This window comes from Acidocella sp., from assembly GCF_052326845.1.
GTDB lineage: Bacteria > Pseudomonadota > Alphaproteobacteria > Acetobacterales > Acetobacteraceae > Acidocella.
The window spans coordinates 1-20,203 of record NZ_JBKQJR010000012.1; the positions used below are offsets into that span (position 1 = coordinate 1).

21 protein-coding genes and 2 tRNA genes are annotated in these 20,203 nt (G+C 62.6%); 15 read left to right on the forward strand and 8 right to left on the reverse strand.

Translation table 11 applies throughout. The features are described from left to right. The 3 genes from ACLPJJ_RS00830 to ACLPJJ_RS00840 all read right to left on the reverse strand — a co-directional run. The coding region (locus ACLPJJ_RS00830; protein WP_443588782.1) for a hypothetical protein at nucleotides 1-535 on the reverse strand (535 nt) is incomplete at its 3' end. 116 nt (nucleotides 536-651) lie between these two features. Further along, nucleotides 652-2,160: a TolC family outer membrane protein gene (locus ACLPJJ_RS00835; RefSeq protein ID WP_443588784.1), complete on the reverse strand. Its 1,509-nt coding sequence runs from the start codon at nucleotides 2,158-2,160 to the stop codon at nucleotides 652-654. A gap of 20 nt (nucleotides 2,161-2,180) precedes the next feature. Then, complete coding sequence (locus tag ACLPJJ_RS00840) at nucleotides 2,181-2,837, reverse strand: protein-L-isoaspartate O-methyltransferase family protein (RefSeq protein WP_443588786.1); 657 nt, start codon at nucleotides 2,835-2,837, stop codon at nucleotides 2,181-2,183. Between the two features lie 136 nt (nucleotides 2,838-2,973). Between ACLPJJ_RS00840 and ACLPJJ_RS00845 the strand changes: the two genes are divergently transcribed. Both ACLPJJ_RS00845 and ACLPJJ_RS00850 read left to right on the forward strand, forming a co-directional pair. Next, a tRNA-Cys gene (locus ACLPJJ_RS00845) sits at nucleotides 2,974-3,047 on the forward strand. 338 nt (nucleotides 3,048-3,385) lie between these two features. Beyond that, nucleotides 3,386-3,886, forward strand: coding sequence for a hypothetical protein (locus ACLPJJ_RS00850; protein WP_443588788.1), 501 nt, complete (start codon nucleotides 3,386-3,388; stop codon nucleotides 3,884-3,886). Between the two features lie 570 nt (nucleotides 3,887-4,456). Here ACLPJJ_RS00850 and ACLPJJ_RS00855 read toward each other — a convergent pair. Beyond that, a tRNA-Ser gene (locus tag ACLPJJ_RS00855) sits at nucleotides 4,457-4,546 on the reverse strand. A gap of 30 nt (nucleotides 4,547-4,576) precedes the next feature. Further along, entirely contained in the window at nucleotides 4,577-5,425 is an 849-nt protein-coding gene (locus ACLPJJ_RS00860) for an ATP-binding protein (RefSeq protein ID WP_443588790.1), read from the reverse strand. A 75-nt stretch (nucleotides 5,426-5,500) separates the two neighbouring features. Between ACLPJJ_RS00860 and yajC the strand changes: the two genes are divergently transcribed. After that, entirely contained in the window at nucleotides 5,501-5,827 is a 327-nt protein-coding gene (gene yajC, locus ACLPJJ_RS00865) for a preprotein translocase subunit YajC (protein WP_443588792.1), read from the forward strand. Between the two features lie 42 nt (nucleotides 5,828-5,869). On the opposite strand, the gene ACLPJJ_RS00870 is transcribed toward yajC, so the two are convergent. Beyond that, nucleotides 5,870-6,805, reverse strand: a complete 936-nt coding sequence (locus ACLPJJ_RS00870; RefSeq protein ID WP_443588819.1) for a polyprenyl synthetase family protein — start codon at nucleotides 6,803-6,805, stop codon at nucleotides 5,870-5,872. A 146-nt stretch (nucleotides 6,806-6,951) separates the two neighbouring features. Here ACLPJJ_RS00870 and ACLPJJ_RS00875 point away from each other — a divergent pair, with 146 nt between their 5' ends. Next, nucleotides 6,952-7,674: a tRNA1(Val) (adenine(37)-N6)-methyltransferase gene (locus ACLPJJ_RS00875; RefSeq protein ID WP_443588794.1), complete on the forward strand. Its 723-nt coding sequence runs from the start codon at nucleotides 6,952-6,954 to the stop codon at nucleotides 7,672-7,674. On the opposite strand, the gene ACLPJJ_RS00880 is transcribed toward ACLPJJ_RS00875, so the two are convergent. Continuing rightward, entirely contained in the window at nucleotides 7,671-8,579 is a 909-nt protein-coding gene (locus ACLPJJ_RS00880) for a phytanoyl-CoA dioxygenase family protein (RefSeq protein WP_443588796.1), read from the reverse strand. The two genes, ACLPJJ_RS00875 and ACLPJJ_RS00880, sit on opposite strands and share 4 nt — an antisense overlap. Before the next feature lie 114 nt (nucleotides 8,580-8,693). Here ACLPJJ_RS00880 and ACLPJJ_RS00885 point away from each other — a divergent pair, with 114 nt between their 5' ends. The 4 genes from ACLPJJ_RS00885 (at nucleotide 8,694) to ACLPJJ_RS00900 (ending at nucleotide 13,713) form a co-directional block, all read left to right on the forward strand. Then, entirely contained in the window at nucleotides 8,694-9,782 is a 1,089-nt protein-coding gene (locus tag ACLPJJ_RS00885; RefSeq protein ID WP_443588798.1) for an acyltransferase family protein, read from the forward strand. A 210-nt stretch (nucleotides 9,783-9,992) separates the two neighbouring features. Continuing rightward, nucleotides 9,993-11,876, forward strand: coding sequence for a ribonucleoside-diphosphate reductase subunit alpha (locus ACLPJJ_RS00890; RefSeq protein ID WP_443588800.1), 1,884 nt, complete (start codon nucleotides 9,993-9,995; stop codon nucleotides 11,874-11,876). Nucleotides 11,877-12,188: 312 nt separating this feature from the next. Then, a complete protein-coding gene (locus ACLPJJ_RS00895; RefSeq protein WP_443588802.1) occupies nucleotides 12,189-13,235 on the forward strand; it encodes a ribonucleotide-diphosphate reductase subunit beta in 1,047 nt (348 codons plus the stop codon). 199 nt (nucleotides 13,236-13,434) lie between these two features. Further along, the gene (locus tag ACLPJJ_RS00900; protein WP_443588804.1) at nucleotides 13,435-13,713 is read left to right on the forward strand and encodes a hypothetical protein; all 279 of its coding nucleotides are present in this window, start codon (nucleotides 13,435-13,437) and stop codon (nucleotides 13,711-13,713) included. Between the two features lie 5 nt (nucleotides 13,714-13,718). Here the strand turns inward: ACLPJJ_RS00900 and ACLPJJ_RS00905 are convergent, their stop codons facing one another. Next, complete coding sequence (locus tag ACLPJJ_RS00905) at nucleotides 13,719-14,378, reverse strand: DUF6134 family protein (protein WP_443588806.1); 660 nt, start codon at nucleotides 14,376-14,378, stop codon at nucleotides 13,719-13,721. Between the two features lie 86 nt (nucleotides 14,379-14,464). On the opposite strand from ACLPJJ_RS00905, the gene ACLPJJ_RS00910 reads away from it, so the two are divergent. The 7 genes from ACLPJJ_RS00910 to purS all read left to right on the forward strand — a co-directional run. After that, nucleotides 14,465-14,983 (forward strand): SixA phosphatase family protein, encoded by a 519-nt coding sequence (locus ACLPJJ_RS00910; protein WP_443588808.1) that lies wholly within the window; start codon nucleotides 14,465-14,467, stop codon nucleotides 14,981-14,983. Nucleotides 14,984-15,126: 143 nt separating this feature from the next. After that, nucleotides 15,127-16,440 carry a citrate synthase gene (gene gltA / locus ACLPJJ_RS00915; RefSeq protein WP_443588810.1) on the forward strand — a complete coding sequence of 438 codons (1,314 nt, stop codon included), beginning with the start codon at nucleotides 15,127-15,129 and terminating at the stop codon, nucleotides 16,438-16,440. 68 nt (nucleotides 16,441-16,508) lie between these two features. After that, a complete protein-coding gene (locus ACLPJJ_RS00920; RefSeq protein ID WP_443588812.1) occupies nucleotides 16,509-17,531 on the forward strand; it encodes a potassium channel family protein in 1,023 nt (340 codons plus the stop codon). A 133-nt stretch (nucleotides 17,532-17,664) separates the two neighbouring features. After that, on the forward strand, nucleotides 17,665-17,979 hold the full coding sequence (locus ACLPJJ_RS00925; RefSeq protein ID WP_443588814.1) for an ArsR/SmtB family transcription factor: 315 nt from the start codon (nucleotides 17,665-17,667) through the stop codon (nucleotides 17,977-17,979). A 9-nt stretch (nucleotides 17,980-17,988) separates the two neighbouring features. Continuing rightward, nucleotides 17,989-19,053 carry an alkene reductase gene (locus ACLPJJ_RS00930; protein WP_443588816.1) on the forward strand — a complete coding sequence of 355 codons (1,065 nt, stop codon included), beginning with the start codon at nucleotides 17,989-17,991 and terminating at the stop codon, nucleotides 19,051-19,053. A gap of 154 nt (nucleotides 19,054-19,207) precedes the next feature. Beyond that, the gene (gene purC / locus ACLPJJ_RS00935; protein ID WP_443588818.1) at nucleotides 19,208-19,972 is read left to right on the forward strand and encodes a phosphoribosylaminoimidazolesuccinocarboxamide synthase; all 765 of its coding nucleotides are present in this window, start codon (nucleotides 19,208-19,210) and stop codon (nucleotides 19,970-19,972) included. Between the two features lie 62 nt (nucleotides 19,973-20,034). Further along, on the forward strand, nucleotides 20,035-20,203 hold a 169-nt coding region (gene purS / locus ACLPJJ_RS00940; RefSeq protein ID WP_443588820.1), incomplete at its 3' end, for a phosphoribosylformylglycinamidine synthase subunit PurS.

The following is a 20,203-nucleotide window of genomic DNA, read 5'->3' on the forward strand; positions in this document are numbered from 1 at the left end:
GGTCCTCGATCGTCACACCCGGACGGCCGATCCCCACGGCGCGCTCGGCGCTGACACTGCGCACCAGCGAGCCAACCTTGCTGGCGATTTCCTGAGCCGCGGAATCGCTCACCAGACCTTGGGGAGACTGAACCTGATCTTCCATGCTGTTTTCCTTCGAGGACTGAACTTGAGAGTAGACTGAGGATTCGCCTTCCACCAGGGTAGCCGGCACGAATTGCTCGCTCCCAGCCTGCCCGCTCACGCCCAGGCTGTCCAGGGTCGATTCCGAGGTGAAATGGGAGGAAGCGCGCCCTTCCTCCGCCGGAGCGGCCCCAGGCGGGGCCTCCGTGGCGGTAGAGACATCCGCGCGCGGGCCGGCCAGGGGCGTATCGAGCACCAGAATATCGTCATCCAACTCATCGCGAGGCTGGGAGGCGCGTTCATTCTCCTCCTCGGTCAGAATCCGGCGGATGGAGGCCAGAATTTCCTCCATGGATGGTTCCGCCGCGCTGGCGGGGCCAGAATTATTGGAAATGCCGTTACCTTCGCTCATCGTCTCATCCTTCTAGAGGGATTCCACCGGAAGCGGAACCACTCTGATTTATGGTTCGTGAGCAATTTCCTCAGCTCGCCCGAAACTCGCGCTTCGAACAAGCTGACATTGCCCCCTTAAGGCGCGGCCGAGCCGGCCGGCCCATCTGTAATCGGCGGGGCCGGGCTGGCCGCCAGCAAAGCCCCGTTGGGCGTCACGCCCGCCTCCTGATCAGCCGCCTCTCCAGTACCGAAACCGGCATAGTGCACGGCGTCATAATATTTCAGGTCGTCATATTCCTGCACCGGCAGGTTCAAGTCGCGCGCCGTGAGCCGGCCGGCAGCCGCGGCCACGGCGTAGGAATTGTTCACCAGCGTAGCGATATTCTGTACCTGTTGCACCTGCGCGTTCAAGACCAATTGTTGGGCGTTCAGCACGTCGAGCGTGGTGCGCGTGCCTACCAGCTGTTCGCGCTCCGTGCCGTCAAGGGCGATGGCATCGGCCTTGATCGCGACATTGGTCGAGACGATGGCGGCGCGGGTGGAGATGATCGTCTCCCAGGCCTGCCCCGCCTGCTGGTAGGCGGTGCGCTGCGCGTCCAAAATGGCGGCGAAGCTCTGCTGCTCCTTGGCACGGGCGGCGCGGATGGCAGCATATTCCTGACCACCCTGGTACAGCGGCACGGTAAGCTGTGCGCTCACCTCGCCGCCATTCTCCTTGACGCCGATGCCGGACGAACCCTGCTGGTTATAGGCCGTCGCCTGGAAATCGATCTGCGGCATCAACGCCGAGAATGCCACATCCACCGCGTCCTTGTTCGCGGCATCGGTGAATTCCGCGGCAATGACGTTGGGGTTGTTGGCCAGCGCGGCCTTGGCGGCCTCGTCCTTGGATGTCACCGGCGGCAGCAACGGCTGCGGCGGCGCCAGGTTATCGGCCGGGTAGTCGCCCACCAACTGGCGGAAATTCTCCCGCGCGATCTGCAGGTTGCCCTGCGCCACCTCGACCTGCTCGCTGGCCTGGGCCAGCGAGGCCTGGGCCTGCGCCACCGAGGTGAGCGTGATCTCGCCGACGTTGAACTGCGCCTGCGTATCCCGCAACTGCTGCAACAGCACCTGCTCGTTGCTCTTCTGCAGTGCCAGCAGCTGCGTGTCGGTGATCACGGTGACATAGGCGTTCACGACATTGAGGAACACGGTCTGCTCAGCCGCGAGAAGCTGCGCCCGCGCCGCGAACACCTGGTTCTTCGCCTCGCGCAGAGACGCAATGGTCTTGCCGCCCTTGTAGATGGGCTGGTCCAGCGTCACCTGGCTGTCGAGCGAGTTGCGGCTTTCGGCGTATTTAGTGGAGCCCTCGCCCGCACCTCCCTGGTACGGGGCATTGTATTGGACCCATTCATTTCCAGAGGTCCGGCCAACGGTGGAGGTAACCTGCACGGTCGGCCGCCAGCCGGAGAGCGCGGTGGGCACCTGCTCGTCGGTCTGGCGCAAAGCCGCGCGCTGCTCCTGCAGCGTGGCGTTGTTGTTGTACGCCTCCACCAGCGCTTCGGTCAGGGTCGCTGGCGAGTCGGCGAAGGCCGGCCGGAGCGACGGCATGAATGCGCCCGCCAGCGCCACGCCGGCGAGCAGCGCCGCGCGCCTAGGCAAAATGCCCCGCCCTTGCATGCTCAAAAGGCGAAGACCGGCGCGGGGCGAAACTGCGGCAGCAGCCGGGGCGTGCAATCAAACACTTCCACCTCGGCGAAGCCCGCGCCGGACGGTTCCGCGACCGCGGCACGTCCCACCGCGCCCGGGCCTTCAGCATCGGCGAGAATGGCGATGACGCGCCCGCCCGGCGCCAACTGCGCGGCGAACGCCTTGGGTATCTCAGGCACCGCGCCCTCGATGACGATGGCATCGTACGGCCCGCCCGCCGGCCAGCCGGCCAGCAACGGCCCGGTCACCGCCTCAACATTGGCCCCGTATTGCGCCAGCGCGCCGGTGTTCAGCCGGGCCTCTTCCTCCAGCGCCACCACCGCAACCCCGGCAGCGCCAAGAATCGCTGCGAGATAGCCGGCGCCCGCGCCCACGACCAGGACATGCCCCGGGTTCGACTCCAGGGTGAGCTGCGCCAGCCGCGCGGTGGTCATCGGGTTCAGCAAGTAGCGGCCCTGACCCAGAGGAATGTCGGCATCCGCATAGGCAAAGCTGCCCTGCGGGGCAAAAGCCTCGCGCGGCAGGGCGCGCATGGCGCCGGTCACGCGCTTGTCCTGCACATGGTTGGGGCGGATCTGGGTATCCACCATGTTTTCGCGAGCAATGTTCTGGGAAATCAGGTCCGCCATGCTAGCCTTCCATTCGCTATACGCGGCCTATATAGCTGGCCGTCGCGGCACAACTCAACTGCACCATCGCTAAACTGACATCCCGGCGCTTGACCAGCGGCGCCTCCCCGGAGATAAGGGCCCACCATACACCGATGGTCCGGTGGCAGAGTGGTGATGTAGCGGACTGCAAATCCGTGAATGTGGGTTCGATTCCCGCCCGGACCTCCACAATGCCAAGCTTTCTGCGGTTTTTCTGGCAATCCAAGATCAAGTCCCCTAAATTATCTCTCAAAGCAAAAACGAGAACGTGAGCTATTCCGTGGGCTTGAGCGCGACCAGGGCGACCGCATATCCGGCAATTTCGAGCGAATCACCCAGGGCGCTACTAGCGACCGAAATTTAATTGGTTGGCGGTCATGCGCGGCAGTATGCTGTGGCCGATTAAGAATCAGGTGGGTAGAGGGGCAGATGCCGGACAGTCGCGGTCGGCCAGCCCCAGAGAATCCAAGGATTTTAGAAAACCCAGTAAATTTAGTAAATTCAGGTAGTCAAGGAGGGCATATCCAATGGATCCAAACACCAGCCTAACTGACGCGGTGCTCCAGGAAATTGGACAGTCAATCGAGACCGTCGCCGGTTTAACTGAGACCGAATTAAAGAGGAGCGCCGACGAACTAGCGCGTCTTCGGGAAGAAGTGGCTACTGAGACCGTCCGCTTGGCACGTAGCGACCTCTCCTCAATGTCGGTGATTGTCAATGAATTGAGGAGGGCAAGCGCCACTGTCAGAGATAGAAATAAAGATATTACCGATGCGATAGGGGCACTGGTTTCAGCACGAGCTCTAGCGACAGCGAAAATCGCTGAGTTTGAATTGTGTGCGGCTGCATCAGGCACCTCGACACCACTATCCACTTGGTTGCAGACAATCAAATCTTGGCTGGGTCACTTAGTGAATTGGATTTGGACTATTATCCAGACAATGGTCACGCCAAAGGGCTGGTCCATAGCAGGCGGCGTAACCGTTCATGGCCTTGCTAATGCGCAATTAACGATAGAGTTCGGATAGTGATTGCGGCAAAGGCGCTGCCACCCAGGCTCCAAGGTTTCAATCCCTAGTTTTGCGCGGCATGACCCGACGCCGTCGCATATTCCCCGCTCCTCACGCATAACCATTTTCAAATTATTTCGATACCATTCCCAAAGCATTAAATTAGCTCCCTGATCCTCCCGCATAGCCATTTTCAGCTTATCTGGCGTGTGGCGTCGCATTCATCGCTACGCCTGATAAGGAGACCCAATGGGTAGCTTTTTGGAGATCTTTTTGTTGGGGATATGCGTTGCTTGGCTCGGGATAAAGTGCACGGAGTGTAATCGTGACCATTGATGCTGCGGCCTATCGCGCCGATTGGTAACGCCCAGGACGGCCTACGGTCCGGGCCGGTACCCGTTCCACCCGATACCGGAAAACCGCCTGGCGGCGTTACCAATCAATCGTCTAGCCGTGTCCGCCGTCTAATCGGGGGTATAGGTGCGCCCGAGCGGTCGCCATGGGTCAAACCACGAGTCGCCTGAATCGTAACGATTTATTCCAGCGTGATATCAAGCGCTTAGGCGCCAAGCTCGGCGGACGGTCCGCTGGCGGAAGAGGTGGGATTCGAACCCACGGTGGGCGTAAACCCACGGCGGTTTTCAAGACCGCTGCCTTAAACCACTCGGCCACCCTTCCGTGTGGGCTGTATCCTTTCCCGCACCTGCCTTACGAGGTCAAGCGCACGCCGAGCCGGCCGGCGAGGTCCTGGATGAACGGCCACGCCACGCGCCCCGAGCGCCCGCCGCGCGTGACCGACCACTCCACCGCGGCGGCATGCAACTCTTCCGTGCCGATTGGCAGGTTGTAGGCCTGGGCATAGCCCTCGACCATGGCGAAGAACACGTCTTGCCCGCTGTTGTGAAAGCCTAGCCAGAGGCCAAAACGGTCGGAGAGCGAGACCTTTTCCTCGATCGCCTCGCCCGGATTGATGGCGGTGGAGCGTTCGTTCTCGATCATGTCGCGTGGCATCAGATGCCGGCGGTTCGAGGTCGCGTAGAACAGCACGTTTTCCGGCCGGCCCTCGATGCCGCCGTCCAGCACCGATTTCAGCGCCTTGTAATCGGCATCCTCGCGCTCAAAGGAGAGGTCGTCGCACAGAATCACGCAGCGGCGCAGCCCGCCCCGCAGCAGGTTCAGCAGCTCCGGCAAGGTGCGGATATCCTCGCGGTGGATCTCCACCAGCGCCAGCGCGCCGGACGATTCGCGGTTCACCTCGGCATGCGCCGCCTTCACCAGCGAGGACTTGCCCATGCCCCGCGCCCCCCAGAGCATGGCGTTGTTGGCTGGCAGCCCGGCGGCGAAGCGGCGGGTGTTCTCCAGCAATATCGCCTTCTGCTGCTCTATGCCCTGCAGCAGCCCGATGTTCACCCGCGCCACGCGCAGCACCGGCGCCAGCGCGCCGCGCTCCGGGTGCCACACAAAGGCGTCCGCCCCGGCCAGATCCGGCATGGCGGGCGGCCTTGGTGCCAGGCGCTCCAGCGCCTCGGCGATCCGGCGGAGCAAAGTCTCGTCCATTCTAGGCTTCCCCTGTTGACTGCATCGCCGCGCAACCTATGGTCCGCCGCACTTCCCGGCAACCACGGAGCCCAAATGTTCATCACCCCAGCCTACGCGCAAACCGCCGCCGCCGCCGGCGCCTCCACCTTCGTCACCATCGTGCAGTGGGCGCCCATCCTCCTCATGGCGGCGGTGTTCTACTTCCTGCTCATCATGCCACAGCAAAAGCAGCAGAAGCAGCTCAAGGCCCAGCTCGCCACGCTCAAGCGCGGGGACAAGGTGGTCACCTCCGGCGGCATCGTCGGCACGGTGAAGAAGGCGGCCGAGGGCGCCGCGGAGATCGATGTGGAAATCGCCCCGAACGTGACGGTGAGCATCGTTCGCTCCACCATCAGCAGCGTCGTCGCCGCCAAGGCCTGAACCAAATTGATGAGCGTCCACCAGTCCGGTGGACGCTTTTTTCTAGAACCGCCGCGCGGTGGTGTAGCGCGCCACGTCGATCAGCGCCGTACGCATCTCGCTCTCGGGGAAGCCGTCCAGCGCGGCGCAGGCGGAGTCGATGAACTGTTCAGCCCGGGCGATGGTCCGCGCCGTGGCGTCGTACTTCCTGATCAGCTCCAGCGCCGCCGGCAGGTCGGCCTCGGTCTGCTCGCCCTGCTCGATGGTCCGCATCCAGAAGGCCTGTTCCTCGCCCTGCGCCGCGGCGATCGCCACCAGCACCGGATAGGTCAGCTTGCCCTCGCGGAAATCGTCGCCCACCGTCTTGCCCAGTTCGGCCTGCACGGCGGAGTAGTCCAGTGCGTCGTCGACCAGTTGGAAGGCCATGCCCAGATCCATGCCGAAGCGGTACAGCGCCGCGCATTGCTCGGCGGGGCAGTCGGCAATCACCCCGCCCACTTCGCAGGCGGCGGCGAACAGCGCGGCGGTCTTGCCGCGGATCACCTCGAAATACTTCTCCTCGGTGGTGGAGAGGTCGTTCTGTGTGGTCAGCTGCAGCACCTCGCCCTCGGCGATGGTGGCGGACGCGCTGCACAGGATGCGCAGCACCTCAAGCGAACCGTCCTCGACCATCAGCTGGAAGGCGCGGGCAAAGAGGAAATCCCCCACCAGCACCGAGGCCTTGTTGCCGAACACGGCGTTGGCGCTGGCAAACCCCCGGCGCAGCGTGGATTCGTCCACCACGTCGTCATGCAGCAGCGTGGCGGTGTGGATGAACTCAACGCAGGCGGCGAGGCTGATCTGGCGCTCGCCCTCGTAACCGCAGAGCTTGGCCGTGGCGAGGGTAAGCAGCGGCCGCAGGCGCTTGCCGCCCGCCGCGACGAGATGCGCCGCCAGCTGCGGGATCAGGGCCACGGGACTCTCCATCCGAGCCAGGATGGCCTGGTTGGTGGCTTGCATTTCTGGCGCCAGCAGCGCCGTCAGCCGTCCCAGAGCATCGTTTGTCACCGGCGTCGAACCATCCAATTTTTAGCGCCCTAAACTGTATCGCGAATTTGAGATACCACCATATCCAGCCGGTTTTAAGAGAGGTCAAGTTTACAGGTATGGACGAAATCAGCACAGGAGGGTTGCTCGGCGGACGCCTCGTCTACCGTCAGTTGCGCGGCGGGCACCGCAGCGGCTTTGAGCCTGTGCTGCTTGCCGCCACCGTGCCGGCGCGGCCCGGAGAGCGTGTGCTGGAGGCCGGAACCGGCGCCGGCGCAGCCCTGCTATGTTTGGGTGCGCGTGTGCCAGGGGTCACCGGCATCGGCGTGGAGCGCGACCCGGCATTGGCCAGCCTCGCCAGTGAGAATTTCGTGGCGAACAAGTTTCACCAAATCTCCGCAATCCAGGCGGATGCCACCGCCCTGCCCTTCGCCCCGGATAGTTTCCACCACGTTCTGGCCAACCCGCCCTGGTTCGGGACGCGCAACACGCCTTCGCCAGATTCCCGGCGGGCCTTGGCGCACCGGGCCGAGGCCGGGCTGCTGCGAGGCTGGATCGCGGAGCTGGCGCGGGTGCTGCGCGGCAGGGGCAGTATCGGCCTGATCCTGCCTGCTTCCAGCTTCGCCGAGGCCGCCGCCTCGCTGAGAGCGCAGCATTGCGGCGGCATCACCCTCATCCCGCTCTGGCCGCGCGTCGGCATGGCGGCGAAGATGATCATCCTTACCGCCCGAAAACACAGCAAAGGCCCGGATGCGGTGCACCCGGGCCTTATTCTGCACGACGAGACCGGCATCACCCCCGCGGCCGAGGCGGTGCTGCGCGGCGGAGTGGGGCTTGTTTAGTCGATCAGCGACGTCTCGAAGACCGCGTAGTTCTGACCATTCTGGTCCTGCCCGCGCACAGGCATGTCGGGCCGGTGATTGATCCCCGAATAATGGGCAATCAGCGACCGGCGCTCCATACCCGGTACGTTCGGATCGGAACCACGATGGATCAGCCGCCCATGCCAGATGAGTACATCGCCGCGCTTGGCCAGGAACTTCACCGGCTTTCGGTCCCAGGTGGCGACTTCATAATCAATCGCCGGGTTCACGAACCGCTCCGCGTATCTTTCCCAATGATTATATCCAGTCTTGGGCTCACGGCGCGTCAACTCTTCAGGGGTAAGGAACTTACGGACCTTCTCACCGCGCATCAGCGGCCAGCGGTGGGAGCCCGGAACATACTCAAATGGGCCAGAATCCGGATGAATGTCACCCAGGGCAATCCAGACCGCAGCATACCACGAATTGACGAAAGACGGATTGAGGTAATCATCCTGGTGCCAGCCGCGTTGTGAACTGAGCCAGCCGGTGAGGCAAAGATGGAGCATCATTGGCTCACCTATGACCTCCTGCAACTTTTCCATCAGGGGCGGGTAGAGTGCGAGATCGCGCATTTCCGGAATGTGCATATAAGGTGTAGCGATCAGCCAGCCCGGCGGCTTGCCCAACGCCTCGCGGCGGCGGATATAGGCTTCAGTCACCTCATCAGGGATGAAGCCCCGCAGCATCACCACACCATCGCGGCGCCACTCCCGCTGGGCGGGTGTCAGCTTCGACTCGTCGACGACACGATGGTCGATATACGGGATGTCCTCATCCGACGGGACTTCCGAGAAATCGGCATACTGTATGGCGGGCGGCACGGGCGTGGCGGTACTTTGCTGGCGGCTGAACAAACGCGAAATCGAATCAAAAATACCCATGAACCCCATCCTGAAGGCTTAATTCCGGTTAATTTATAGACCAGAACCATTTCGTTCTCCAGGGCAAGCCGCGCAGCTTGACCATACCCACTTTTATCCCGATAGCTTCGCGCAATGCACGCAAGCCAAGACGTTCCCCGGGCAAAGCTGGAATCGCTGGAAGTGGGGCGTTTCCTCGCCGCCAGCCTCGTCATGTTCTCGCATCTCCCCTGGCTTACCCATGCCTTCGCAGCCAACCCAAAGGAGGCGGTGTTTGGCGGCTGGGAACTGCCTGGTCCCTTCGCCGTGCAGTATTTCTTCACGCTCAGCGGCTTCGTCATGATCACGGCGCACCATCAGGATTTCGGCCAGGCGAAAGTCTGTCTGCGCTTCTGGTGGCGGCGGGCCTGCCGCATCTACCCCATGTACTGGCTGTCGCTGCTGGCCACGCTGCTATGCTTGGCAACGCCGCCCGCCACGCACACACTCATCAAGCTGGTCGCCCTGGCCCCCATTCACACAGTGAATCCAGTGTTCCCGGCTTGGTCTCTGCATGTGGAAATAGCATTCTACGTGATTTTCGGCCTTTGCCTGCTGCCCTGGATTGGCAAGCCGCTGCTGGCGCTGTGGGTGGCGACTGTGCTGGCCCTGTGCTGGGAGCCGGGGCTGCAGAGCGGAATCGTGCCGATGCTGTTGCAAAGCCATGCGGCGCTGTTCATCTTCGGCACCAACTATACCTTCTTTCATGTGCAATTCTTCAGCGGGCTGCTGGCCGGCTGGCTATACAAAAACCGCCCGCCCGGACCACGCGCCGCCTGGGCACTGCTGCTGGCCGGACTGGCCACGCTGCTGACCTGCCTGCCCGGGCTGCGTTGGGGCGATGACTACTTCACCCCATCCCTCGCACCGAGTCTGGCCTTCGGCTTCGGCGCCGTGCTCCTGGCCCTGGCCGCGCTGGAGCGGGCCGGGACGTTCCGGCTCGGCGCCGTGGCGCGGCGGCTCGGGATCATCTCCTACCCCTTATATATAATCCACAGTAGCTGCATGCTGGCGTTCGTCACCCTGGCCGGACCAAAACTCGCCGCCGCCGGCTTCCGTGTCGGGCTTGCCGGACAATATGCGATCCTGGTCGGCGCCGCCCTGGCGATCTACGCCATCTGCACCGCCGCCGCGTTTCTCATCGACCAGCCCCTGCAGCGCCTGCTGCGCCGCCTTCCCGTCTGAGACCGATTCGCTCCGTCGGGGCGGCTTGACGCCCTGCCTGGCCCGCCCCATCTTGTGAACATAAAGTGAACATAATTTCCGCCCCTGGCGATGACTCGAGGCAAGCCGCGGCGTTAAAAAAAATCTTCACAACCTCGATGTAGTAGCGATTGCGTGACGCCCTGACTATATGTTGTTATGTCCCTCGCTTTAGAAACTGGGAGCCAGCAGATGAACATGATGACTAAACCAGAGGCTGCGCTGCTCAATGAAGACATCGTGCAGATGCGCGGCCGCCATCCGGTGCAGGTCGACCGGTCCCGTGATGCGCTGCTGACGGATTTTGGCCGCGCCACGCTCGACGACCGTTATCTGCTGCCCGGCGAGGGCTACCAGGATCTCTTCGCCCGCGTTGCCTCCTATTATGGCGACGATGCCGCGCACGCCCAGCGCCTGTACGATTACATCTCCAAGATGTGGTTCATGCCGGCCACGCCCGTGCTCTCCAATGGCGGCACGGATCGCGGCCTGCCCATCTCCTGCTTCCTGAACGAGGCCACCGACAGCCTGGACGGCATTGTCGGGCTGTGGAACGAGAATGTCTGGCTCGCCTCCAAGGGTGGCGGCATCGGCTCCTACTGGGGCAATCTGCGTTCCATCGGCGAGAAGGTCGGCCAAAACGGCAAGACCTCCGGCATCATCCCCTTCATCCGCGTGATGGACAGCCTCACCCTCGCCATCTCCCAGGGCAGCCTACGCCGCGGCTCGGCGGCGGTGTACCTGCCGGTCTGGCATCCCGAGATCGAGGAATTCGTCGACATGCGCCGCCCCACCGGCGGCGACCCCAACCGCAAGGCGCTCAACCTGCACCACGGCGTGCTGCTCTCCGACGAGTTCATGCGCGCGGTGGAAGCGGACGAGATGTGGGTCCTGAAATCGCCCAAGGACGGCAGCCATGTGCGTTCCGTCTCAGCGCGCGCGCTGTGGATCCGCATCCTCACCACCCGCATCGAGCAGGGCGAGCCGTACCTCATCTTCTCCGACCACGTGAACAACGCCCGCCCCGAGCAGCACAAGCTGGCCGGGCTGGAGGTGAAGACCTCCAATCTCTGCGCCGAGATCACCCTGCCCACCGGTATCGACCAGTACGGCAAGCAGCGCACCGCGGTGTGCTGCCTCTCCTCGCTGAACCTGGAGACCTGGTTCGAGTGGCACAAGGATGAACATTTCATCGAGGACGTGATGCGCTTCCTCGACAACGTGCTGCAGGACTTCATCAACAAGGCGCCGGACTCCATGGAGCGCGCCAAATACGCCGCCTATCGCGAGCGTTCCGTGGGCTTGGGCGTGATGGGCTTCCATTCCTTCCTGCAGGACCAGAATGTGCCGCTCGAGAGCGTGATGGCCAAGGTGTGGAACACCAAGATGTTCAAGCACATCCGGGCCGGGGCGGACGCCGCTTCGAAGAAGCTGGCGCAAGAGCGCGGCGCCTGCCCCGATGCCGCCGATTACGGCATCATGGAGCGCTTCAGCCACAAGATCGCCATCGCCCAGACGGCGTCGATCTCCATCATCACCGGCAACACCTCGCCGGGCATCGAGCCGATCGCGGCCAATGTGTTCCTGCAGAAGACGCTCTCCGGCAGCTTCTCCGTGCGCAACCGGCCGCTGCAGAAAGTGCTGGCGAAATACGGCAAGGATGACGAGGAGACGTGGTCCTCCATCACCACCACCAAGGGCTCGGTGCAGCATCTGGACTTCCTGACCCAGCACGAGAAGGACGTGTACAAGACCGCCTTCGAGCTGGATCAGCGCTGGATCATCGAGCATGCGGCCGACCGCGCGCCCTATATCTGCCAGAGCCAGTCGATCAACCTCTTCCTGCCGGCCAATGTGAATAAGCGGGACCTGCACCAGATCCACTATCAGGCCTGGAAGAAGGGCGTGAAGTCACTGTATTATTGCCGTTCGCTCTCCATCCAGCGCGCGGACAACGTCTCCGAGAAGAGGGAGAAGGCGTCCATGCTCACCCCCGCGGTGGCAAACGATGCGGACAACCCCCTGCCGATGGCGGCCAGCAGCAGCAATTACGAAGAATGCCTGGCATGTCAGTAATGAGCTTGCCGGTGCCGATTACTCCCGACACTTGGGAACAGCACGTTCAATTGACTGAGTCGTACATTGAGGAATACGAAGAGCGTATATCTCGTTCTGACGACTTAGCTTTAATCGGACGGGTTCGGCTGAAAATAGCACGGTTCGAAAGGTTTATTTGGCATCTGACCAGAGTCTACGGCCAGTAAGCCAGGGCTTCGCCCCTGCACCCCACCAGGGCTCCGCCCTGGATCCGCTGGGGCCTGAGGCCCCAGACCCCCATTAGTTTTAGATCGGGGCAACAACATGGCCCAGACTTTGAAAGCCTTTCTCATGAGTGGACAAATCACCAACCCTGGCGCTACCGCAGGGGAGCAGAAATTCGACCTGCTGACCGAGAACCCGGTCTACAAGCCGTTTCGCTACCCCTGGGCATACGAGGCGTGGCTGACCCAGCAGCGCGTGCATTGGCTGCCCGAGGAAGTGCCGCTGGCCGATGATGTGAAGGACTGGCACAAGAACCTGACCGAGGCCGAGCACAACCTGCTCACCCAGATCTTCCGCTTCTTCACCCAGGCGGATGTCGAGGTGAACAACTGCTACATGAAGCAGTATTCCCGCGTGTTCAAACCGACTGAAGTGCTGATGATGCTGTCGGCCTTCTCGAACATCGAGACCGTCCATATCGCTGCCTACTCGCATCTGCTCGACACGGTGGGCATGCCGGAGGTGGAGTACACCGCTTTCCTTAAGTATAAGGAAATGAAGGACAAATACGACTACATGCACGGGTTCTCGATGGATAATAAGCACGAGATCGCCAAGACGCTCGCCGCCTTCGGTGCCTTCACCGAGGGGCTGCAGCTCTTCGCCTCCTTTGCCATCCTGCTGAACTTCCCGCGCTTCAACAAGATGAAGGGCATGGGCCAGATCATCACTTGGTCGGTGCGCGACGAGTCCCTGCACTGCGAGTCGATCATCAAGCTGTTCCGCACCTTCGTGGGCGAGAATCCGGAGATCTGGACCGAAGAGCTCCGCCGCGACATTTACCTCACCTGCGCCACCATCGTCGATCACGAGGACGCGTTCATCAACCTCGCCTTCGAGCTTGGCCCTGTGGAAGGCCTCACCGCCGATGAGGTGAAGCGCTACATCCGCTACATCGCCGACCGGCGCCTCGCCCAGCTTGGGCTGAACGCGCTCTTCCATGTCGAGAAGAATCCGCTTCCCTGGCTGGACGAGATGCTGAATGCGGTCGAGCACGCGAACTTCTTTGAGAACCGCTCCACCGAGTACAGCAAGGCCTCCACAACGGGCAGCTGGGAAGAAGCCTTCGCCGATTTCGATAACGGCGAGCCTCTGTCCTCCATCTCCGCCTGATGCCCCGTCAGCAAAGCTCTACCTATGGTAGAGCTTTTCTGTGTCAGCGGGTTGGTCCTAATATCGGGCCTAGCTAAGAAAATTTTGCATTATTTGTTGACAAACGACCTGTTCATTACCTTCAAATCCATGCAATACAACCGGAAAGCGATTATCGCCGCTCCGGGTTTAGACTAGACTGTATGATGAAATGCCAGGCGTGACAGACTCAGAAGACGATTCAGACCTCTCGGCCCGCGGACAAAGTGCTGCACCACGTTATAGCCGCCGCCTTTCGGACAAGATCCTGATTGCCTTCCACCATGCCTGCGACCAGGGCGATTACGAAATCGCCGAGCAGTTGCTGCGCATTCTGGAGACCATGCTGACCCGCCGGACCGTGCCGCCCGACGCCAACCGCCGCAAGAGCATCGAGAGCCTGGTGGCGGCGCATGAGCGCCTGTGGCACCTGCGCCACCCGGAAAGGCAGTACGGCTGAGCGGTTCAGCTCGCCACGTATTTCTGGAACATCTCGTCACCATCGACGTGGAATTCCATTCCGGCCCACTGGTTATACTGGTCATACCACAAGCTTAAGTGCAGCTTGCCGGTGATGTCGAAGCGCTGCGCCAGCAGCTTCCCGTCCTCGGCCGTTGGCAGGTAGTTCCAACCCGGCGAGTTGACGATGGCAGGGTAATGCCGCCCGGTCTCCACGTTCAGGATCATCGCGTTCAGCATCGCCTTGTTCCAATAGGTCATCGGCAGCATCGGCGGCTGATCGGTATAGTTATAGTTGCCGGCCTTGGTGCTCTGTATGGCGTAGCCGCCCTGAATCGGCTGTGCATGCACCTCCAGCGGCGTGCCGTTGTGGTTGACATGGCTGTCCAGGGTCTGGAACGCACCGCCGGCCCAGCACTCCACCGCCTGGGCCGTGTAGCTGAACACCGAGATCCCGGCCAGTGTAACGGCCAGCGCAACATTGATCTCCACCCGCAAGTCATCGCCGCTGCGGGTGAACGAGACATGATGCTCGCCGATTGGAGAGCCGTTGCGCAGGACCTTGAACGCGATCTCGCCACTTGGCGGCACAGGCAGATCATCCGCGCAAGCCGGGCTCGCCAGCGCCATTGCCCCGGCCCCGGCCAAAAATCGCCGTCTGTCCATCACCAAGCCCTCCCTTCGCCTGTTCCGTTACATTCGTGGCCGCAGATAGGGGCGACACGCGCCGCGCGCCATGGCACTATAATGGCATGCACCAGCTGATTCTACTCCGTCACGCCAAAGCCGAACCGCAGGGCAGCGCCGCAGACCATGAACGCAAGCTCACCGATGCCGGGCGCGAGGCCGCCGGCAAGATCGGCCGGGCCATGCGCAAGGCGGGGCTCGCGCCGGACGTTGTGCTGGTCTCCACCGCCACCCGCACGCAGCAGACGCTGGAGGCGCTGGAGGAAGCGAATGTTTGGGATGAATGGCCGAACATCGATTCCCTCCCCCAGCTTTACATGGCTACCTCCGGCCAACTGCGGGACGTGCTTCAGGGCCTGTCCGAGAGCGTGCGCAGCGCGCTCCTCATCGGCCACAACCCAGGCCTGCACGAACTGGCCCTCAGCTTGGCCGGCCCGGTGCGCTCCCGCCCGGAACTGAAGCGCATCGAGGACGGCTTCCCCACATCGGCAATGGCTGAATTCCTTGTTGCGACGCCGTGGCGGCGCCTCGCCCCCGGAGGCACGGCATTGCAGCGCTTCATCGTTCCAAAGGACCTCGCCTAGGCCATTCCGCATGGCTGCGCCGCCCTTTGCGCCTTCCCCGCAGCTTTACAGGGGGCGGAGGATTTAATAACGCTCTTTGTGTCTCCCGGGCCAGGAAAGCAGTAATCCTGGCATATGATTACCCAAACAGAAGGTGAATCCGCATGGCTCAAACCGCATCCAGCAAGCAGGTCGGCACGGCAACGCTGACCCTCGGCGACAAGACCGCCTCCCTGCCGGTTCTCGGTGGCTCGCTCGGCACCGATTGCGTTGACGTTCGTAAGCTCCAGAGCGAGCTCGGCGTCTTCACGTTCGACCCGAGCTATGGCGCTACTGCTTCCTGTGAAAGCGCGATCACCTATATCGACGGCGATGAAGGCATTCTGCTGCACCGCGGTTACCCGATCGACCAACTGGCCGAGCAGTCGAGCTTCCTGGAAGTCGCCTACCTGCTCCTGAACGGCGAGCTGCCGAAGCAGGACGAACTGACGAAGTTCTCCAACGGCGTGATGCGCCACACCATGCTGCATGAGCAGATCCGCCGCTTCTGGGACGGCTTCCGCCGCGACGCCCACCCGATGGCGATGCTCTGCTCCGTCGTCGGCGCCATGTCCGCCTTCTATCCGGACAGCATCGACATCCACGATCCGAAGCAGCGTGAGATTTCCGCCTTCCGCATGATCGCCAAGATCCCGACGATCACCGCCTGGGCGCACAAGTACAACATCGGCCAGCCCTTCGTGTACCCGCGTAACGACCTCTCCTACGCGGAGAACTTCCTGTATATGTTCCACGCCGTGCCGGCTGAGGATTACAAGCCGAACCCGATCCTCACCCGCGCGATGGACCGCATCTTCATCCTGCATGCGGACCATGAGCAGAACGCCTCCACCTCCACGGTGCGTCTGGCCGGCTCCACCGGCGCCAACCCGTTCGCCTGCATCGCCGCCGGCATCGCCTCGCTCTGGGGCCCCGCGCATGGCGGCGCCAACGAGGCCGTGCTGAAAATGCTGGCCGAGATCGGCCACAAGGATAACATCCCCGAGTTCATCGAGCAGGTGAAGGACAAGAACAGCAACGTGAAGCTGATGGGCTTCGGCCACCGCGTGTACAAGAACTTCGACCCTCGCGCGAAGATCATGCAGAAGACCTGCTACGAGGTGCTGGGCGAACTTGGCATCAAGGACGAGCCGATGCTCGACCTCGCCATGGAACTGGAGCGCATCGCGCTGGAGGACGACTACTTCGTCTCCCGCAAGCTCTACCCGAACGTCGATTTCTATTCGGGCATCATCCTCAAGGCGATGGGCTTCCCCACCCAGATGTTCACGCCGATCTTCGCGCTCGCCCGCACCGTCGGCTGGATCAGCCAGTGGAAGGAAATGATCGAGGATCCCACCAACCGCATCAGCCGTCCGCGCCAGATCTATACCGGCGCGCCGACCCGCGACTACGTGCCGCTCGAGCAGCGCGGCTAATACGCAGGAACTAGACCTGCCAGGGCCAGGGGGCTTCCCCCTGGCCCTTTTTGTTTTTACATCAGCGCATGAAAGCCCCGCCCCCCGGCCCCTGGCGCAATCTCATCGCCGGCCTGATCTACATGATCATCATCATGGCGCTGGCCACATGCGCCTATATGCTGACCGGCTGGAACCTGAGCGACGCGTTCTATTTCGTCGTCATCACCGTCTTCACCGTCGGCTACGATGAGGTGCACCCCATCGTCTCGCCGGAGATGCGGGCACTGACCATAGGCACCATCGTGCTCGGCTGCATCGGCGTCATCTTCCTCACCGGTGCGATGGTGCAGCTCTTCACCTATACGCAAATTCAGCAAATGCTGGGACACAAACGGATGATAGCGCAAATCAAAAAGATGACCGGACATGTGATCATCTGCGGCTATGGCCGGATCGGCGCAGCCCTGGCGGAGGCGCTGCAGGCCGGTGGCGCCGAAGTCGTGATCGTCGATCTCGACGAGGCCCGGCTGGCGCAGGCTTCGGCACAGGGTTTCACCACCTGGCTGGGCGATGCGACGACCGAGGAGGTGTTGGAGGAAGTCGGTGTGCACCGGGCGCGGGCTTTGGCCACCGTGGTGCCGAACGACGCCGTGAACGTGTTCATCACCCTCACCGCGCGGAGCCTGAACAATCAGCTGGAAATCATCGCCCGCGGCGTGTCACCCAGTACGAAGGCCAAACTGCTGCACGCCGGGGCGAGTTCCGTAGTCATGCCCACGCATATCGGCGCCGAGCGAATGGCCCAGTTGATCCTGTACCCCCGCACCTCGAGCATCACCGAGGGTACGCAGCACATGCAGGCCCTTGCCGCCGGGTTGCACGGGCTGGGGCTGAGTCTGGAAGTGGTGGGGGTGCCGCCGGACAGCAGGTTCGTAGGGGCGACAATCGAGGCCGCTGAACGCGATACCAACGGCACCATGTTCGTCATTGCCATCAACCGCAAGAATGGCGAGACCCTGACGCGCCCCGAGCCATCCACCGTGATTGAAGCCGGCGACGGGGTGGTGTTGATCACCCGCTCCAGCCGCAACACACCGAAAGTCAGCTAGCGCCTCAGGCTGCGCACCGCCGAAACGCATAGTTGCATAATGGCGGACCTGAAGCGTGGAGCGCCAAGCGCGACCCCATTGTAATCCCGCCCCTTGAATCGAAAAAAGCCGATCTATATATCGTGCATCAACGATGCAAATAGCACCTCCCCTTAACGTTGACGACGCGCTGAAAGCGCTCGCCAACCCGGTGCGGCGGAAAATTCTGTCCGGGCTGAAGGACCCGGCGCGGCATTTCCCCGGCCAGGAACACCCCTATGCGTTCGGCGTCTGCGCCCAGCGCATCGAGGCTGTTTGCGGCCTGTCGCAATCCACCGTCTCGGCGCATCTGGCCGTGCTGCATCAGGCCGGGCTACTGACCAGCCACAAGATCGGCCAGTGGGTGTTCTACCAGCGCGACGAGGCGGCCATCGCCGCTTTTCTGAATTATCTAGGTCAAAACCTCTAGGAGTTTTCCATGCCCACCCTGTTCGACCCCATCCAGATCGGCGACCTCACCCTGCCAAACCGCATCATCATGGCGCCCCTCACCCGCTGCCGCGCCAGCGCCGGCCGCGTGCCCAACGCCATGATGGCCGAGTATTACGCGCAACGCGCCGCGGCCGGGCTTATCATCTCGGAGGCCACCGCCGTCACCCCCATGGGCGTGGGCTACCCCGACACCCCCGGCCTGTGGAGCCAGGAACAGGTGGACGGCTGGAAGCTCGTCACCAGCGCCGTGCACAAGGCTGGCGGACGCATCTTCGCCCAGCTCTGGCATGTCGGCCGCATCTCCGCCCCGCTTTATCTCAATGGCGAGCTGCCGGTGAGCGCCTCCGCCATCGCCGCCCAGGGCCATGTCAGTCTGGTTCGCCCGCAACAGGAGTTCGTTACCCCCCGCGCCCTGGAACTCTCCGAGATTCCGGGCGTCATCGAGGCCTATCGCAAGGCGGCGATGAACGCGCAGATGGCCGGGTTCGACGGTGTGGAGATACACGCCGCCAATGGCTACCTGCTCGACCAGTTCCTGCAGGACTCCACCAACAAGCGCACCGATGAGTATGGCGGCCCGGTCCAGAACCGCGCCCGGCTGCTGCTGGAGGTGACGGACGCCGCCGCCTCCGTCTGGGGCCCGGAATTGGTGGGCGTGCACCTCGCCCCACGCGGGGATGCCCACTCCATGGGCGATTCCAACCCGCTCGCCACCTTCTCCTACGTGGCGCGGGAGCTGGGCGAGCGCGGCATCGCCTTCATCTGCACCCGCGAGCACAAGAGCGAGGACTGGATCACCCCGCAGCTGAAGAAGGCGTTCGGCGGGATTGTCATCGCCAACGAGAACTTCACCCTCGAATCGGCGCAGCAGGTGCTGGATGCCGGCGAGGCGGATGCCGTCGCCTGGGGCAAGGCCTTCATCGCCAACCCGGACCTGATCACCCGCCTGGCCAAGAAGGCGCGGCTGAACGAGCTGGACACCGCGACCATGTATGGCTCCGGCCCGAAGGGCTATATCGACTATCCGTCTCTGGAGGCCGTGGAGGCCTGAAGCCCCCTGGCCGAACAGCATTTTCGGTAAAATTTTTAGCCCCCAGGCGCTCGGAATGGCGTCTGGGGGCGCTTCCATGCACGCCATGCCATGGCGCTTGGCCGCCTAGGTTGGTATAGACCGCTTCCATTAAATTTCCGAAGGTACCCGATCCATGGCCCGGCGTCGCCAGCTCTATGAAGGCAAAGCAAAAATCCTGTTCGAGGGCCCCGAGCCCGGCACCCTCGTGCAGTACTTCAAGGATGACGCAACCGCGTTCAATGCCCAGAAGAAGGGCACGATCACCGGGAAGGGCGTGCTGAACAACCGCATCAGCGAGTTCCTGATGACGAAGCTGGGCGAGATCAACATCCCCACGCACTTCATCCGCCGCCTGAACATGCGCGAGCAGCTCATTAAGGAAGTCGAGATCATCCCGATCGAGGTGGTGGTCCGCAACATCGCCGCCGGCAGCATCGCACAGCGCCTGGGCATCCCCGAGGGCACCCGCCTGCCGCGCTCGATCGTGGAGTATTACTACAAGAACGACCAGCTGGGCGACCCGATGGTGGCTGAAGAGCACATCACCGCCTTCGGCTGGGCCACCCCGCCGGACATGGACGATATCGTCCACCTCACCCTGCGGATCAACGACTTCCTCACCGGCCTGTTCCTGGGCGTCGGCATCACCCTGGTGGACTTCAAGCTGGAATTCGGCCGTCTGTACGAGAACGAGGAGATGCGCATCATCCTGGCCGACGAGATCAGCCCGGATAATTGCCGCCTCTGGGACGTGAAGACCAGCGAGAAGATGGACAAGGACCGCTTCCGCCGCGACCTCGGCAAGATCGAGGAAGCCTACCAGGAAGTCGCCCGCCGCCTTGGCATCCTGCCCGAAGCCGGCGCGCGCGACATGAAGGGCCCGGAGACGATGCAGTAACGCGCCCCCCGGCGCGTCATTGCGAGCCTCAGCGAAGAAATCCATCTTTTAGAAAGAAAGCCATGAAAGCCATCGTCACCGTCATGCTGAAGAACGGCGTGCTGGACCCTCAGGGCAAAGCCATCGGCCATGCACTGCACAATCTCGGCTTCCCCCAGGTGGGCGAGGTGCGCATGGGCAAGATCATCGAGCTGGAGCTGTCCGAGACCGACGCCGACGCCGACGCCGCCA

Bases quoted from the DNA above. Each gene is read 5' to 3' on its own strand.
- ACLPJJ_RS00840 (WP_443588786.1), bottom strand. From the start codon at position 2,837: ATGGCGGACCTGATTTCCCAGAACATTGCTCGCGAAAACATGGTGGAT.
- gltA (WP_443588810.1), top strand. From the start codon at position 15,127: ATGGCTCAAACCGCATCCAGCAAGCAGGTCGGCACGGCAACGCTGACC.
- ACLPJJ_RS00905 (WP_443588806.1), bottom strand. From the start codon at position 14,378: ATGGACAGACGGCGATTTTTGGCCGGGGCCGGGGCAATGGCGCTGGCG.
- ACLPJJ_RS00920 (WP_443588812.1), top strand. From the start codon at position 16,509: ATGAAAGCCCCGCCCCCCGGCCCCTGGCGCAATCTCATCGCCGGCCTG.
- ACLPJJ_RS00860 (WP_443588790.1), bottom strand. From the start codon at position 5,425: ATGGACGAGACTTTGCTCCGCCGGATCGCCGAGGCGCTGGAGCGCCTG.
- ACLPJJ_RS00875 (WP_443588794.1), top strand. From the start codon at position 6,952: ATGGACGAAATCAGCACAGGAGGGTTGCTCGGCGGACGCCTCGTCTAC.
- ACLPJJ_RS00880 (WP_443588796.1), bottom strand. From the start codon at position 8,579: ATGGGTATTTTTGATTCGATTTCGCGTTTGTTCAGCCGCCAGCAAAGT.
- ACLPJJ_RS00910 (WP_443588808.1), top strand. From the start codon at position 14,465: ATGCACCAGCTGATTCTACTCCGTCACGCCAAAGCCGAACCGCAGGGC.
- ACLPJJ_RS00930 (WP_443588816.1), top strand. From the start codon at position 17,989: ATGCCCACCCTGTTCGACCCCATCCAGATCGGCGACCTCACCCTGCCA.
- purC (WP_443588818.1), top strand. From the start codon at position 19,208: ATGGCCCGGCGTCGCCAGCTCTATGAAGGCAAAGCAAAAATCCTGTTC.
- ACLPJJ_RS00925 (WP_443588814.1), top strand. From the start codon at position 17,665: ATGCAAATAGCACCTCCCCTTAACGTTGACGACGCGCTGAAAGCGCTC.
- ACLPJJ_RS00890 (WP_443588800.1), top strand. From the start codon at position 9,993: ATGAACATGATGACTAAACCAGAGGCTGCGCTGCTCAATGAAGACATC.
- ACLPJJ_RS00885 (WP_443588798.1), top strand. From the start codon at position 8,694: ATGCACGCAAGCCAAGACGTTCCCCGGGCAAAGCTGGAATCGCTGGAA.
- yajC (WP_443588792.1), top strand. From the start codon at position 5,501: ATGTTCATCACCCCAGCCTACGCGCAAACCGCCGCCGCCGCCGGCGCC.
- ACLPJJ_RS00895 (WP_443588802.1), top strand. From the start codon at position 12,189: ATGAGTGGACAAATCACCAACCCTGGCGCTACCGCAGGGGAGCAGAAA.
- ACLPJJ_RS00850 (WP_443588788.1), top strand. From the start codon at position 3,386: ATGGATCCAAACACCAGCCTAACTGACGCGGTGCTCCAGGAAATTGGA.
- ACLPJJ_RS00870 (WP_443588819.1), bottom strand. From the start codon at position 6,805: ATGCAAGCCACCAACCAGGCCATCCTGGCTCGGATGGAGAGTCCCGTG.